This window comes from Thiohalobacter thiocyanaticus (genome assembly GCF_003932505.1).
GTDB classification, from domain to species: domain Bacteria; phylum Pseudomonadota; class Gammaproteobacteria; order Thiohalobacterales; family Thiohalobacteraceae; genus Thiohalobacter; species Thiohalobacter thiocyanaticus.
This window is the reverse complement of record NZ_QZMU01000001.1, coordinates 915,058-928,985: the sequence shown is the minus strand read 5'-3', so window position 1 is coordinate 928,985 and position 13,928 is coordinate 915,058. Positions and strand designations below refer to the sequence as shown.

Below are 13,928 nucleotides of genomic sequence, written 5' to 3'. Positions count from 1 at the left end.
CGTGTATTCCGTGGCGCTCTTGATTTCAGGGATCAGATCACAGTTTATTTCCGCAGATGAACTGTCATGTGTTCCCTGACCTGAAACGACAATGAGCGAAGACCGATCGAGCAACGGTTCCACCCAGCGCAACTGGTTCGAGCGCATCAGCCAGGTGCTGCTGGGGGAACCGAAAGACCGTGAGCAGCTGGTGGAGCTGCTGCGCGACGCCCAGGCGCGCAATCTGCTGGATGCCGATGCCCTGGCCATGATCGAGAGCATCCTGCAGGTGTCCGAGATGCAGGTGCGCGACATCATGATCCCGCGGGCGCAGATGGTGGTGGTGCGCCGCGATGCCTCGCTGGAGGAGATCCTGCCCACCATCATCGATTCCGGCCACTCCCGTTTCCCCGTCATCGGCGAGAACCGCGACGAGGTGGTCGGCATCCTGCTGGCCAAGGACCTGCTGCGTTACCGCATCCAGCCGCAGGAGGCGCTCAGTATCCGCGACAACATGCGCCCCGTGGTCTTCATCCCCGAAAGCAAGCGCCTCAATGTACTGCTGAAGGAGTTCCGGCTCAGCCGCAACCACATCGCCGTGGTGGTGGACGAGTACGGCGGGGTGGCCGGCATGGTCACCATCGAGGACGTGCTGGAGCAGATCGTGGGTGAGATCGCTGACGAGCACGACATCGAGGAAGGGGTCTACATCCTGCAGCGTTCCGAGACCAGTTACATGGTCAAGGCCCTGACCCCGATCGAGGATTTCAACGAGTATTTCGGTACCGACTTCAGCGATGAGGAGTTCGATACCGTCGGCGGTCTGGTCGCCCGCGAATTCGGCCACCTGCCCAAGCGCGGCGAGTCGGTGGCGCTGGGACGCTTCGTGTTCAAGGTCACCCGCGCCGACAACCGGCGCATCCACCTGCTGGCCCTGGATATCCGGGAAGACGAACCCGCCCCGGCCATCCCGGGACCGGGCGGGGCATGAGCCCGGCTGAACCGGGGGGCGCAGCCGCGCGTCCGGCCGCACCCGCCCCGGGCATGCTGCCGCCTTGGCTGGGTTCGCTGCTGGCACTGGCCGCCGGGGCGGGTCTGCCGCTGGCCTTTGCCCCGTTCGATGTTTCCGTCCTGGCCATCATTCTGCCGGCCCTGTTGCTGGTCCTGCTGCCGGAGCGACGTCCCCGCCGGGCCCTGGGACTGGGCTATCTGTTCGGACTCGGATGGTTCGGGCTCGGGGTCAGCTGGGTCCACATCAGTATCCACGAGTTCGGCGGCACACCCCTGGCCGCCGCCCTGCTGGTCGCCGCCCTGCTGGTCGCCTTCCTCGCCCTGTTCCCGGCGCTTGCCGCCTGGCTGACGGTGCGTCTGGCACCGACGGCCGGCTGGCCGCGCTACCTGCTGGCCGCGCCGGCGGCCTGGGTGCTGGCGGAATGGCTGCGCGGCTGGCTGTTCACCGGCTTCCCCTGGCTGCTGGCCGGTTATACCCAGCTGGATTCGCCGCTGGCGGGCTTCGCCCCGGTACTGGGCGTGTACGGTGTGGGTCTGCTGCTGCTGCTGACCGCCGGCGCGCTGGCGGCCGGCATCCGCATCCGTCGGAATGGCCTGCGCGTCGGGCTGCTGTTTCTGGTCATGACGCTGTGGCTCGGTGGGGCGTTGCTGCAGCGTCAGGACTGGACCCGTCCGACCGGGGCTGCGCTCGAGGTCAGCCTGATCCAGGGCAACATTGCCCAGGACCGCAAGTGGCAGGAGGCCTGGCAGCGGGCGACCCTGGCACGCTATCTTGGATTGAGCCGCCAGGAATGGGGCGATCCCGAGCGGCAGGTGGACCTGGTGATCTGGCCCGAAACCGCCATCCCGGCCTTCTATCACCAGATCGAGGACGGCTTCCTGCGCCAGCTGCGCCGCGAGACCCGCCAGGCCGGCAGCGAGCTGCTGGTCGGGATCCCGGTGCTGGACCGTGAGCACTGGGCCTACTACAACGCCGTGATGCGCGTGGGCGGTGAGGATAGCTTCTATTTCAAGCGCCACCTGGTGCCCTTCGGGGAATACCTGCCGCTGCGTGACTGGCTGGGCACCCTGCTGCAGGTCATGCCCCTGCCGGTGGCCGATTTCAGCGCCGGGACGGCGGACCAGACCCTGCTGCAGGTCCGGGGGCATCCGGTGGGGGTTTCGATCTGCTACGAGGTCATCTTCGGCGCCGAACTGATCGCGGCCCTGCCGGAGGCGCGGCTGCTGGTCAATGTCAGCAACGATGCCTGGTTCGGTGACTCGCTCGCTCCCCACCAGCACCTGCAGATGGCACGCATGCGGGCCCTGGAGACCGGTCGCGAACTGCTGCGCGCGACCAATACCGGCATCTCGGCCGTGATCGATCACCGCGGCGGACTGCGCGCGCGCGGTCCCCAGTTCGAGGTTGCCGTGGTACGCGCCCGGGTCCAGCCGCGGGAAGGGGCCACCCCCTACGTGCAGCGCGGTGATCTGCCCGTGCTGCTGCTGGTCGCCGGCATGCTGCTGCTCGGGTATGCTGTCCGGTACAGGTACAAGCCGGAACAATGACCACAGCCGATTTTCTCAATGGCCGCGACGCCTTCGCCGATGCCTTCACCGCTGGGCTGAAACAGCTCCTGCAGCAGGAAGGCCTGGGGCCCTTCATCCTGGTGCTGGCCAATGCCACCTTCGATCCCGACCTGTACGCCGAGCTGGAAACGTCCCTGAGACAGCGTTTCGAGCAGCTGCATGACGAACTGCGCGAACGCTTCGCCACCGGGCGTGACGGAGAGCAGATCGAGGAGGACCTGCTGGTGTTCCTCAAAATGGCACTGATCGGCTTTGAGGGGCTGCAGCTGACGCGCTTCCGCGATGAAGGGCCCTGGCGGCTGCAGTTCAATCATCTGCGCTCCTTCCGGCCCCGGCGCATCACCAGCGAGGTGCCCAAGGAGATCATCTCGCCGTTCAATTCCCGCGCCTTCAATTTCAACAAGCCCTTCATGCAGAAGGAATGCTTCTGGTCGGGCGAGTTGCTGGGCCGGCGCATGGATCTGTACTACAACAAATACCCCTTCGCGCCCCTGCACGGCCTGTGGGTGCTGGACCGCGACGCCGGCAAGCCGCAGTTCCTCACCCGCGAGGATCATGACTATGTCTGGGATCTGGCCGCGGATCTGGGCGAACGCATCCCCGGGATGCTGTTCGGCTACAACAGCTATGGCGCCTATGCCTCGGTCAATCATCTGCATGTGCAGGGCTTCGTCGAGCCGGCCGGCATGCCGGTGATGCATGCAGACTGGTCGCACCATGGCGGCGACACGGACTATCCGGCCCGCGTATTCCATTTCGAGCGGCGCGAGGAAAGCTGGGACTGCATGGCTGGGCTGCACGCCGACGAGCAGCCCTACAACGCCCTGTTCACCCCCGGCGGCAGTTACCTGTTTCCGCGTCGCAAGCAGGGTACGGTGGAGGTGCCGGTCTGGAGCAGCGGCCTGACCTGGTTCGAGCTCGCCGGCGGATTCATTGTCTCCAATCACCAGGATTTCGAGCGGCTGGACGCGGTTGCGCTGCGCCAGGAGCTGGAGCGGGTACGGCCGGAGTGAATCCGTACCCGCAGGTCCTTATCCCGGCCCACGGCCTTTTCATGCGTTGAATTGCGCAGGTCGGATCAGCGCAGCGGAATCCGACAGGCGGCGGGCCGTTGCGGCTGGCGTCGGGTTACGCCCTGTCAGGGCTAACCCGACCTACGTGCTGTTGGGTTACTGCTTCGCGCGGACGAAGCTGGTGGCGTGGCACTTGGGGCAGGGCGGGATGTGCCCCGGCTCGCTGAAGTGCAGCTCCTCGCCGCATTCCTCACAACGCAGCACGCCGGGGCCGGTGATCTCGCCGGTGTGGTAGGTCTGGGCCTCGTGCATGCGGGCCTCGAACTCGGCCAGCTCGATGCGGGTGCGGTCGGCCACGGTGAGCATCTTCTCGAACAGCCGGCGCTCGACCTGGCCGATGTCGAACTTCAGCCAGGCGCCGAACTCGTTGCCGGTCTGTTCCAGGTAGCTGGCCGCATCCTCCATGTCGCGCCTGAGGTAGGCGGCCACCCGTTCGGCCTCCTCCGCGGGTCAGTTCGCAGTTCGATTGCCCGTTCCTTGGCCCGTTCCAGGTTCTGCTCCAGGGTGGGGATGGCGTGTTCCTCGGCCTCGTCGATGGCGGCCTGAACCCGGTCCATCATGCGGTGGTAGGCCTGGACCAGCTTTTCGCCAGGGCCGGATGGCTGGGAATCTGACATGTCGGGTTTGCTCCGTATCAACAGGGATTGACCCGAATGACACTTACTTCAGCCGCGTCATTCCCGCGAAGGCGGGAATGACGGATAGACCGGAAGCCGGTTTATGTAAGTGCCATTCGGTGCTGACCCTAGTTTGGAACAGATTTCCGGTCAGGTGAAGAGCTGCCACGGATCAGGTATCCTTTGCGGCCATTCGATTGATGCAGGATTTTCAGGAAGGCAATGGACGAAGACTACAAACCCGGGCGGATCGAGGCCGACGCGCAACAGTACTGGGAAACCCACGACAGCTTCCGGGTCGTCGAGGACCCCGCGCGGGAGAAATTCTATTGCCTGTCCATGTTTCCCTACCCCAGCGGCCGCCTGCACATGGGGCATGTGCGCAACTACACCCTCGGTGACGTGATCGCCCGCTATCAGCGGATGCAGGGCAGGAACGTCCTCCAGCCCATGGGCTGGGACGCCTTCGGCCTGCCGGCCGAGAATGCCGCCATGCAGAACAAGGTGCCGCCGGCGGCCTGGACCTACGAGAACATCGACTACATGCGCGAGCAGCTCAAGCGCCTGGGCTTCGGCTACGACTGGTCGCGCGAGCTGGCCACCTGCCGGCCCGAGTACTACCGCTGGGAGCAGTGGCTGTTCACGAAGCTCTACGAGAAGGGCCTGGTGTACAAGAAGATGGCCACGGTCAACTGGGACCCGGTCGACCAGACCGTGCTGGCCAACGAGCAGGTCATCGACGGCCGCGGCTGGCGCTCCGGCGCCCTGGTCGAGCGGCGTGACATCCCGCAGTGGTTCATGCGCATCACCGACTATGCCGACGAACTGCTGAATGAGATCGACCGGCTCGAGGACTGGCCGGAGGCGGTGCGCACCATGCAGCGCAACTGGATCGGCCGCTCCGAGGGCCTGGAGCTGGAGTTCGACATCAGCGGTTCGGATGAACGGCTGAGCGTCTACACCACCCGCCCCGACACCCTGATGGGCGTGACCTACGTGGCCCTGGCCGCCGAACACCCGCTGGCCGCGCGCGCCGCCAGGGACAACCCCGAGCTGGCCGCCTTCATCGAGGAATGCCGCCATACCGAGACCTCCGAGGCCGCACTGGAGACCATGGAGAAGAAGGGTGTGGCCACCGGCTTGGAGGCGTTGCATCCGGTGACCGGCGAACCGGTCCCCGTGTGGGTCGCCAATTTCGTACTCATGGGCTACGGCTCCGGCGCGGTGATGGCGGTGCCGGCGCACGACCAGCGCGATTATGAGTTCGCCCGCAAGTACGGACTGGCCATCAGACAGGTCATCCATCCCGCCGACGGCTCACAGGCCGATGTCAGCGAAGCGGCCTATACCGAAAAGGGTGTGCTGCGTGACTCGGGACAGTTCGACGGCCTGGACTTCGACCAGGCCTTCAACGCCATCGCCGACTACATCGAGGCGCAGGGCCGCGGCCGGCGCACGGTCAACTACCGGTTGCGCGACTGGGGCGTGTCACGCCAGCGTTACTGGGGCTGCCCCATCCCCATCATCAACTGTCCCGACTGCGGCGCGGTGCCGGTGCCCGAGGACCAGTTGCCGGTGGTGCTGCCGGAGCAGATCGAATTCGACGGCAGCGGCTCGCCGCTGAAGAAGCTGCCGGAGTGGTCGCGCACCCGCTGCCCGAAGTGCGGCGGCGAGGCCGAGCGCGAGACCGACACCTTCGACACCTTCATGGAGTCGTCCTGGTACTACGCCCGCTACGCCTGCCCCGACAACGACCAGGCCATGCTGGATGCGCGCGCCGACTACTGGCTGCCGGTGGATCAGTACATCGGCGGCATCGAGCACGCCATCCTGCACCTGCTCTATTCGCGCTTCTATCACAAGCTGATGCGTGACGCCGGTCTGATCTCCTCCGACGAGCCTTTCAAGCGGCTGCTGACCCAGGGCATGGTGGTGGCCGAGACCTATTACCGCGAGGAGGAAGGGCGGAAGCGTTTCTTCAATCCGGCCGAAGTCGAGGTCGAACGTGACAGCAAGGGCAAGGTGACCGGCGCGCGCCTGGCCGGTGACGGCGAGCCGGTACGGATCGGCGGCATCGAGAAGATGTCCAAATCCAAGAACAACGGCGTGGATCCCCAGTCGCTGATCGACCGCTTCGGTGCCGATACGGTGCGTCTGTTCACCCTGTTCGCCGCCCCGCCCGAACAGTCGCTGGAATGGTCCGACGAAGGTGTGGCCGGCGCCCATCGCTTTCTCAGGCGGCTGTGGGCGCTGGGCATGCGGCCGGTCTTCCGCCTGGCGCAGTACGACACGCCCGACAGACGCCGCGGCTTCCTGGCCGGTTTTGACTGGAGCAGTCTGGACAACGAACGCCAGCAGCGGCGCACGGCCGTCCACCAGGCGGTGGAACAGGCCACGCGCGACTATGCGCGCTACCAGTTCAACACCGTGGTGGCCGCCTGCATGAAGCTGGTCAACAACCTGGGCGAGATCGATGCCCGCAGCGAGACGCCCGCCGACCTGGCCCTGCAGTTCGAGGCCATGGACATGCTGTTGCGTCTGCTCGCCCCCGTGGTGCCGCATATCTGCCATGTGCTGTGGCCGCAAGTGCGCAGCAGCGAGGCGGAAGACATCCTCGCCGCTCCCTGGCCCCACCATGACCCGCAGGCCCTGGTGCAGGACAGCCTCGAGCTGGTGGTGCAGGTCAATGGCAAGGTGCGCGCCCGCATCCAGGTGCCGGCCGATGCCGACAGGAGCAGTATCGAGGCCGCGGCGCACAACGATGCCAACGTCCAGCGTTTCACCGAGGGCAAGCCGATCCGCAAGACCATCGTGGTGCCCGGGAAGCTGGTGAATATTGTTGTCTGAGTGAAGAATGATGTAGGTCGGGTCAGCCGCAGCGTAACCCGACATGTCGCGGCGAGAGTCGGGTTACGCCTTTCAGGCTAACCCGACCTACGGCCTTCACGCTGAACAAACTGGATACCCCATGACCCGACCCCATTACCTGTCCATTGTTTCCATCCTGCTGCTGGCCCTGACCCTCTCCGCCTGCGGCTTCCACCTGCGCGGCCAGGTGAACCTGCCGCCCGAGATGGCGCGCACCCATATCCAGGGCCTGGGCCAGTACAGTGATCTGAGCCGGGACCTGCGGATGTTGCTGGAGGGCTCCGGCACGGAGGTGGTGGAATCCGCCGAGCAGGCCACGGCCATCCTGGATGTCGTCGACAACCAGGCCTTCCGGCGGGTGCTGTCGGTGCAGGGCGGCGGCAAGGTGCAGGAATATGAGCTGATCCAGCGGCTGGTGTTCAGTGTGCGCACCACCGACGGCCGGGTGCTGCTGGAGCCGCAGCGGCTGGAACTGGCGCGTGAATACCTCTACGACCGCAATGATCCGCTGGCCAGCGGCAGTCAGGAGGCCGAGATCCGCACCGAGATGCGCCGCGACATCGCCCAGCTGGTGATGCTGCGCCTGCAGGCGCTGGGCTCGGACGGGGCGGACTGATGCAGCTCAGGCCCGAGCAGCTGGGCACCCATCTCAAACAGGGTCTGGCGCCGGTCTACCTGCTGTATGGCGAGGAGACCCTGGTTGCCCAGGAGGCGGCCGATGCCATTCGTGGTTCCGCCCGCGAGCAGGGCTACGTGGACCGGGAGGTGTTCCACGTCGAGACCGGCTTCGACTGGGGCCAGCTCACCGAAGCCGCCAGCGCCCTGTCGCTGTTCGCCGACCGGCGCATCCTGGAGCTGCGGATCCCCTCCGGCAAACCGGGCGATGCCGGCAGCAGGGCCCTGACCGCCTATACCGAATCACCGGCGCCGGACACCCTGTTGCTGATCATCTGCGGCAAGCTGGAGGCGGCCCAGCGCCGGGCCAAATGGTTCAAGGCGCTGGACAGCGCCGGGGTGTCGCTGGCCGCCTGGCCGATCGATGCCCGCCAGCTGCCGCGCTGGATCGGTCAGAGGCTGCAGCGGGCCGGCCTGAGCGCGGAGCCTGAGGCCGTGCAGATGCTGGCCGAACGGGTCGAGGGCAACCTGCTGGCGGCGGCCCAGGAGGTGGACAAGCTGGCGCTGCTGTATCCCGGAGAGAAGCTGGATGCGGCCAGGGTCGCCGAGGCGGTCTCCGACAGTGCCCGCTTCGACGTCTTCGGCCTGGTGGACGTGGTGCTCACCGGCCAGGCCGGGCGCGCCGTGCGCATGCTCGCCGGCCTGCGCCAGGAGGGGGTGGAGCCGGTGCTGGTCAACTGGGCCCTGAACCGCGAGCTGCGCAGCCTGGAGGCCATGGCCTGGGCCCTGGCCCACGGCGAGTCACTGGCGGCGGTGCAGGGCCGGTTCCGGGTGTGGAAAAACCGCCAGCCAGTCGTCGCCCAGGCCCTGCAGCGCCACCGGCTGCCGGCCTGGTACGGCTTCCTGCGCCGCAGCGCCCGCATCGACCGTATCATCAAGGGCCAGGCCGCGGGCAACCCCTGGGATGAACTGGTACAATTGAGCCTGGATCTGGCGGGCCGGCCCCTCGGGCTGACCGCCTGAGGTAATGGCCACGGAAAACACGGAAAGTACGGACAAGTCGAATGCTGTAGGTTGGGTTACGCCCTGCGGGCCAACCCAACCTACAGAGTTGATTTGTTCGTCATGCCCGCGCAGGCGGGCATCCATGGCCTGGATTCCCGCCTGCGCGGGAATGACGGGCAAGGGGAATTGATCGGGAGTTCTGGACAATTTTCCGTGTGATTCCGTGGCAGATTGATTTTTCCAGGAGCAGACAGGAACCCGCACCGCAGGATGAACGCCACACCCGAATCCCTCGTACCTGATGTTGCCGCCTACATGCGCCAGGTCGGCGAGCAGGCCCGTGCCGCCGCCCGGCTGCTGAGCCGTTCCGATACCGCGGCCCGCAACCAGGCCCTGCATGCCATCGCCGAGGCCATCGAGGCCGCGGTCGACAGCCTCAAGGCAGAGAACGCCCGCGACCTGGAGGCCGGGCGTGAGCGCGGCCTGGACGCGGCCCTGCTGGACCGGCTGGAGCTGACCGATGACCGCATCGCCGCCATGGCCGAGGGCCTGCGCCAGATCGCCGCGCTGCCCGATCCGGTCGGCGCCATTTCGGATCTCAACTACCGTCCCAGTGGCATCCAGGTCGGGCGCATGCGGGTGCCGCTGGGGGTGATCGGCATCATCTACGAGTCCCGCCCCAACGTGACCGCCGATGCCGCCGCCCTGTGCCTGAAGTCGGGCAATGCCGCCATTCTGCGCGGCGGTTCCGAGGCGCAGCACTCCAACCAGGCCATCGCCGCCTGCATCCGCATCGGCCTGGGCCAGGCCGGCCTGCCGGGCACTGCGGTGCAGGTGATCGAGACCCCCGACCGCGCCGCCGTGGGCGAGCTGCTGCGGATGCAGGACTGTGTCGATGTCATCATCCCGCGCGGCGGCAAGGGGCTGATCGAGCGGGTGAGCAACGAGTCCCGCATCCCGGTGATCAAGCATCTGGACGGCGTCTGCCATGTCTACATCGACGACCGCGCCGATCCGGACAAGGCCTACGCCATCGCCCTCAATGCCAAGACCCAGCGCTACGGCACCTGCAACACCATGGAGACCCTGCTGGTGCACACGGGCATTGCCGACTCCATTTTGCCGCGGCTGGCCGAGGCCTACCGCGACAAGGGTGTGGAACTGCGCGGCTGTGAGCGTACCCGTGCCATCCTCGGCGACATCACCGCCGCGACCGACGCCGACTGGGACACCGAATATCTGGCACCGATCCTGGCCGTGCGCGTGGTGGACGACCTGGACACGGCCATGGACCACATCGCCGCCCACGGCTCCCAGCACACGGATGCCATCGTCACCGAGGACTACGGCCGGGCGCGGCGTTTTCTGCGCGAGGTCGATTCCAGCTCGGTGATGGTCAATGCCTCCACCCGCTTCGCCGACGGTTTCGAGTACGGCCTGGGCGCGGAGATCGGCATCAGCACCGACAAGCTGCACGCCCGCGGCCCGGTGGGGCTGGAGGGCCTGACCACCCTGAAGTTCGTCGTCCTGGGCGACGGCCAGGTGCGAGGCTGAGCTTGGCGCCTGTCCGGATTCCTTTCCCCCGCTGCAGCCCCGACGACCGGACATGATCGGCGTCTACGGCGGCACCTTCGATCCGGTTCACTACGGTCACCTGCGCACCGCCCTGGAGGTACAGGAGCAGCTGAACCTGGAGGCCATGCTGATGCTGCCGGCCCGCGAGCCGCCGCACCGCGAGGCCCCGCAGGCCTCGCCCGGGGCGCGCCGCGACATGCTCGCGCTCGCCCTCCAGGGGCAGGACCGGCTGGTGCTGGACGAGCGCGAGCTCGCGCGGCCGGGGCCGTCCTACATGGTCGATACCCTGGAATCGCTGCGCGCCGAGCATGGTGAACGCCCGCTGGGCCTGGTGCTGGGCGAGGATGCCTTCGCCGGCCTGGACGGCTGGCACCAGTGGCAGCGACTGCCGGAGCTGGCGCACCTGCTGGTGATGACCCGCCCGGGCGGGGTGCGGCCGACGGGTGAGGCGGCCCGGCTGCTGGCCGAGCGGGGTGTCGCTGACCCCGCCCGCCTGCATGGCCGTCCGGCCGGCCTTGTGTACCAGTGCGAGGTCACCTCGCTGGCGATCTCCGCCACCGCCATCCGTACCCAGCAGGCCGCCGGGCGCAGCAGCCGCTATCTGCTGCCCGAGGCCGTGCTCGATTATCTCGTAGAACACCGTCTGTATTGTTGAACCCCCAAGCCCACAGGTAAGCCGCGTGACTGAAACCCTCACAACCGAATCCCTCAAGACCCTCGTCGTCCAGGCCATGGAGGACATGAAGGCCCAGGACATCAGCATCATCGATGTTCGCGGCCTGACCTCGGTGACCGACTACATGGTCATTGCCAGCGGAACCTCCGACCGCCACGTCCGCTCGATCTCCGAGAACGTCATCGACGAATCGAAACAGCAGGGCCTGCGCCCGATCGGCGTGGAGGGTCAGGACAGCGGGGAGTGGATCCTGGTCGACCTGGGCGACGTGGTGGCCCATGTCATGCTGCCCCGGGCCCGCGCCTTCTATAACCTGGAGAAGCTCTGGAACACCGGCGGGGAAGGCGAGGCCCCGGCGCATCTGCAGGGCGTGTAGGCCCGGCGGCGCATGCAGATCCATCTGCTGGCCGTCGGCACCCGGATGCCGACCTGGGTGGAGGCGGGCTTCAACGAGTATGCCAGGCGTCTCCCGCACGAGTGCCGGCTGCAGCTGGTCGAGATCGCCCCGGCCAGACGCGGCAAGCACCCCGACCTGGAACGCATCCGCCGCGAGGAAGGCGAACGCCTGCTGGCGGCGGTGCCGCGGGATGCGGTGGCGATCGCTCTGGAGGTCGGGGGGAAGGCCTGGAGCACCGAACAGCTGGCCGGGCGGCTGCGCGACTGGCTGCAGGACGGCCGCGACCTGGCGCTGCTGGTCGGCGGCCCCGACGGCCTGTCCGCCGCCTGCCGCGAGCGCGCCGGGCTGCAGTGGTCGCTCTCGCCCCTGACCCTGCCGCATCCGCTGGTGCGGGTGCTGCTGGCCGAGCAGCTGTACCGGGCCTGGAGTCTGATCAGCGGTCACCCCTATCATCGGGCCTGACGGGAGGACGAGTATGATCCTGCTGGCTTCCGCCTCGCCGCGACGCCGCGAACTGCTGGACCAGCTCGGCGTGGCCCACCGCGCCGAGGCGGTGGATATCGATGAGACGCCGCGGCGGGATGAGCCGGTGGCGGATCTGGTCTGCCGTCTGGCCCTGACCAAGGCACGGACACTCGCCGCGCGGTCCGGGGTCGAACTGCCGGTCCTGGGTGCCGATACCCTGATCAGTCTGGACGGCGTGGCGCTGGGCAAGCCGGCCGGCCGCGAAGACGGCCTGGCCATGCTGGCACGGCTGTCGGGCCGCGAGCACGAGGTGCTCAGTGCTGTGGCCCTGGTCACCGGCGCCGGCGGCTCGGTGCGCCTGAACCGCAGCCGGGTGCGCTTCCGCGCACTGACCCGCGCCGAGTGCGAGGCCTACTGGGCTACCGGCGAGCCGGCGGACAAGGCCGGGGCCTATGCCATCCAGGGCCGGGCGGCAATGTTCATCAGCCATCTCGAGGGCAGTTACACTGGCGTGATGGGCCTGCCGCTGTACGAGACCGCGGAGCTGCTGCGTGAATCCGACATCGGCATAACATAATAGTAAGCGGGAATTGCATGAGCGAAGAGATACTGATCAATGTCACGCCGCAGGAGACCCGTGTGGCCATGGTCGAGAACGGCGTGCTGCAGGAGGTCTTCATCGAGCGCGAGCGCAGCCTGGGCCTGGTCGGCAATATCTACAAGGGCGTGGTCTGCCGGGTGCTGCCCGGTATGCAGGCCGCCTTCCTGGATATCGGCCTGGAGCGTGCGGCCTTCCTGCACGCCTCGGACATCGCCACCCGCGACACCGAGTCCGAGGGTGCGAGCACCATCAGCCAGCTGCTGCGCGACGGTCAGGAGCTGCTGGTGCAGGTGATCAAGGATCCGCTCGGCACCAAGGGCGCGCGCCTGACCACCCACATCACCATCCCCTCGCGCTATCTGGTGTTCATGCCCTATGCCACCAATGTGGGGGTGTCCCAGAAGATCGAGGACGAGAACGAACGTCAGCGTCTGAAGCAGGTCGTGCTGGAGACCGCCGGCGACGAGGGGCTGGGCTACATCGTGCGCACTGCCGCCGAAGGGGTGGCGGCCGAGGCACTGCAGTCGGACATGGCCTTCCTGCGCCGGCTGTGGGGTGCGATCCAGGAGCGCGGCCGCCAGGCCCGCGCCGGTGAGATGGTCCACGAGGACCTGCTGTTGAGCAAGCGCGCCCTGCGCGACCTGGTCGGCGTGGAGGTGGAGAAGGTTCGGGTGGACTCGCGTGAGACCCACGCCAGCCTGGTGCGCTTCTGCGAGCAGTTCGTGCCCGAGGTGGTGGAGCGGCTGGAATACTACCCGGGCGAGCGGCCCATCTTCGACCTCTACAGCGTCGAGGACGAGATCCAGCGCGCCCTGGACCGCAAGGTGCAGCTCAAATCCGGCGGCTATCTCATCATCGACCAGACCGAGGCCATGACCACCATCGACGTCAACACCGGCGCCTACGTGGGGCATCGCAATCTCGAGGAGACCATCTTCAAGACCAACCTGGAGGCGGCCCAGGCCATTGCCCGCCAGCTGCGCCTGCGCAATCTGGGCGGCATCATCATCATCGACTTCATCGACATGTCCGACGAGGATCACAAGCGCCAGGTGCTGCGCGCGCTGGAGCGGCACCTGGAGCGCGATCACGCCCGCAGTCACATCAGTGAGGTGTCCAGCCTCGGGCTGGTGCAGATGACGCGCAAACGCACCCGCGAGAGCCTGGAACATGTGCTGTGCGGCCTGTGTCCCACCTGCAACGGCCGGGGCTCGCTCAAGACCCCGGAGACGGTGGTCTATGAGATATTCCGCGAAATCCTGCGCGAGGCCCGCCAGTACGATGCCGAACAGCTGCTGGTGCTGGCCTCGCACGAGGTGGTGGACCTGCTGCTGGACGAGGAATCGACCAGCCTGGCGGAGCTGGAATCCTTCATCGGCAAGCCGATCAAGTTCCAGGTCGAGTCGCTGTATACACAGGAACAGTATGACGTCGTCCTCATGTAGGGATGCGGCCATGCGAGACCGGGACCTTCCTG

At 67.0% G+C, this 13,928-nt stretch carries 13 protein-coding genes; 12 read left to right on the top strand and 1 reads right to left on the bottom strand.

What is annotated here, in order from left to right:
• Positions 1-91 precede the first annotated feature (91 nt).
• The 3 genes from D6C00_RS04375 to D6C00_RS04365 are packed head-to-tail and all read left to right on the top strand — an operon-like array spanning position 92 to position 3,572.
• On the top strand, positions 92-970 hold the full coding sequence (locus tag D6C00_RS04375; protein WP_125180477.1) for an HlyC/CorC family transporter: 879 nt from the start codon (positions 92-94) through the stop codon (positions 968-970).
• A complete protein-coding gene (lnt, locus tag D6C00_RS04370) occupies positions 967-2,538 on the top strand; it encodes an apolipoprotein N-acyltransferase (protein ID WP_241546792.1) in 1,572 nt (523 codons plus the stop codon). The genes D6C00_RS04375 and lnt overlap by 4 nt, the downstream gene beginning before the upstream one ends.
• On the top strand, positions 2,535-3,572 hold the full coding sequence (locus tag D6C00_RS04365; RefSeq protein ID WP_125180476.1) for a GDP-D-glucose phosphorylase 1 family protein: 1,038 nt from the start codon (positions 2,535-2,537) through the stop codon (positions 3,570-3,572). Before lnt ends, D6C00_RS04365 begins: the two co-directional genes overlap by 4 nt.
• 156 nt (positions 3,573-3,728) lie before the next feature.
• Here the strand turns inward: D6C00_RS04365 and D6C00_RS15695 are convergent, their stop codons facing one another.
• Positions 3,729-4,061, bottom strand: a complete 333-nt coding sequence (locus D6C00_RS15695) for a zinc ribbon-containing protein (RefSeq protein WP_206609504.1) — start codon at positions 4,059-4,061, stop codon at positions 3,729-3,731.
• A gap of 410 nt (positions 4,062-4,471) precedes the next feature.
• On the opposite strand from D6C00_RS15695, the gene leuS reads away from it, so the two are divergent.
• From leuS to rng, 9 genes are all read left to right on the top strand, one after another.
• Positions 4,472-7,096, top strand: coding sequence for a leucine--tRNA ligase (gene leuS, locus D6C00_RS04355; protein ID WP_125180475.1), 2,625 nt, complete (start codon positions 4,472-4,474; stop codon positions 7,094-7,096).
• Positions 7,097-7,217: 121 nt separating this feature from the next.
• A complete protein-coding gene (locus tag D6C00_RS04350; RefSeq protein WP_158675285.1) occupies positions 7,218-7,733 on the top strand; it encodes an LPS-assembly lipoprotein LptE in 516 nt (171 codons plus the stop codon).
• Positions 7,733-8,755: a DNA polymerase III subunit delta gene (gene holA, locus D6C00_RS04345; protein ID WP_125180473.1), complete on the top strand. Its 1,023-nt coding sequence runs from the start codon at positions 7,733-7,735 to the stop codon at positions 8,753-8,755. The genes D6C00_RS04350 and holA overlap by 1 nt, the downstream gene beginning before the upstream one ends.
• A 252-nt stretch (positions 8,756-9,007) precedes the next feature.
• Positions 9,008-10,291 carry a glutamate-5-semialdehyde dehydrogenase gene (locus tag D6C00_RS04340; RefSeq protein WP_125180472.1) on the top strand — a complete coding sequence of 428 codons (1,284 nt, stop codon included), beginning with the start codon at positions 9,008-9,010 and terminating at the stop codon, positions 10,289-10,291.
• A gap of 52 nt (positions 10,292-10,343) precedes the next feature.
• Entirely contained in the window at positions 10,344-10,967 is a 624-nt protein-coding gene (nadD, locus tag D6C00_RS04335; protein ID WP_125180471.1) for a nicotinate-nucleotide adenylyltransferase, read from the top strand.
• A 25-nt stretch (positions 10,968-10,992) separates the two neighbouring features.
• Positions 10,993-11,364: a ribosome silencing factor gene (rsfS, locus tag D6C00_RS04330; RefSeq protein WP_206609503.1), complete on the top strand. Its 372-nt coding sequence runs from the start codon at positions 10,993-10,995 to the stop codon at positions 11,362-11,364.
• Between the two features lie 12 nt (positions 11,365-11,376).
• Positions 11,377-11,847 (top strand): 23S rRNA (pseudouridine(1915)-N(3))-methyltransferase RlmH, encoded by a 471-nt coding sequence (gene rlmH, locus D6C00_RS04325; RefSeq protein WP_125180470.1) that lies wholly within the window; start codon positions 11,377-11,379, stop codon positions 11,845-11,847.
• 13 nt (positions 11,848-11,860) lie between these two features.
• The gene (locus D6C00_RS04320; RefSeq protein WP_125180469.1) at positions 11,861-12,427 is read left to right on the top strand and encodes a Maf family protein; all 567 of its coding nucleotides are present in this window, start codon (positions 11,861-11,863) and stop codon (positions 12,425-12,427) included.
• Between the two features lie 17 nt (positions 12,428-12,444).
• Complete coding sequence (gene rng, locus D6C00_RS04315; RefSeq protein WP_125180468.1) at positions 12,445-13,896, top strand: ribonuclease G; 1,452 nt, start codon at positions 12,445-12,447, stop codon at positions 13,894-13,896.
• Positions 13,897-13,928 lie beyond the last annotated feature (32 nt).

Coding starts and splice junctions, on each gene's coding strand:
- D6C00_RS04375 (WP_125180477.1), top strand. CDS start 92: ATGAGCGAAGACCGATCGAGCAACGGTTCCACCCAGCGCAACTGGTTC.
- lnt (WP_241546792.1), top strand. CDS start 967: ATGAGCCCGGCTGAACCGGGGGGCGCAGCCGCGCGTCCGGCCGCACCC.
- D6C00_RS04365 (WP_125180476.1), top strand. CDS start 2,535: ATGACCACAGCCGATTTTCTCAATGGCCGCGACGCCTTCGCCGATGCC.
- leuS (WP_125180475.1), top strand. CDS start 4,472: ATGGACGAAGACTACAAACCCGGGCGGATCGAGGCCGACGCGCAACAG.
- D6C00_RS04350 (WP_158675285.1), top strand. CDS start 7,218: ATGACCCGACCCCATTACCTGTCCATTGTTTCCATCCTGCTGCTGGCC.
- holA (WP_125180473.1), top strand. CDS start 7,733: ATGCAGCTCAGGCCCGAGCAGCTGGGCACCCATCTCAAACAGGGTCTG.
- D6C00_RS04340 (WP_125180472.1), top strand. CDS start 9,008: ATGAACGCCACACCCGAATCCCTCGTACCTGATGTTGCCGCCTACATG.
- nadD (WP_125180471.1), top strand. CDS start 10,344: ATGATCGGCGTCTACGGCGGCACCTTCGATCCGGTTCACTACGGTCAC.
- rlmH (WP_125180470.1), top strand. CDS start 11,377: ATGCAGATCCATCTGCTGGCCGTCGGCACCCGGATGCCGACCTGGGTG.
- D6C00_RS04320 (WP_125180469.1), top strand. CDS start 11,861: ATGATCCTGCTGGCTTCCGCCTCGCCGCGACGCCGCGAACTGCTGGAC.
- rng (WP_125180468.1), top strand. CDS start 12,445: ATGAGCGAAGAGATACTGATCAATGTCACGCCGCAGGAGACCCGTGTG.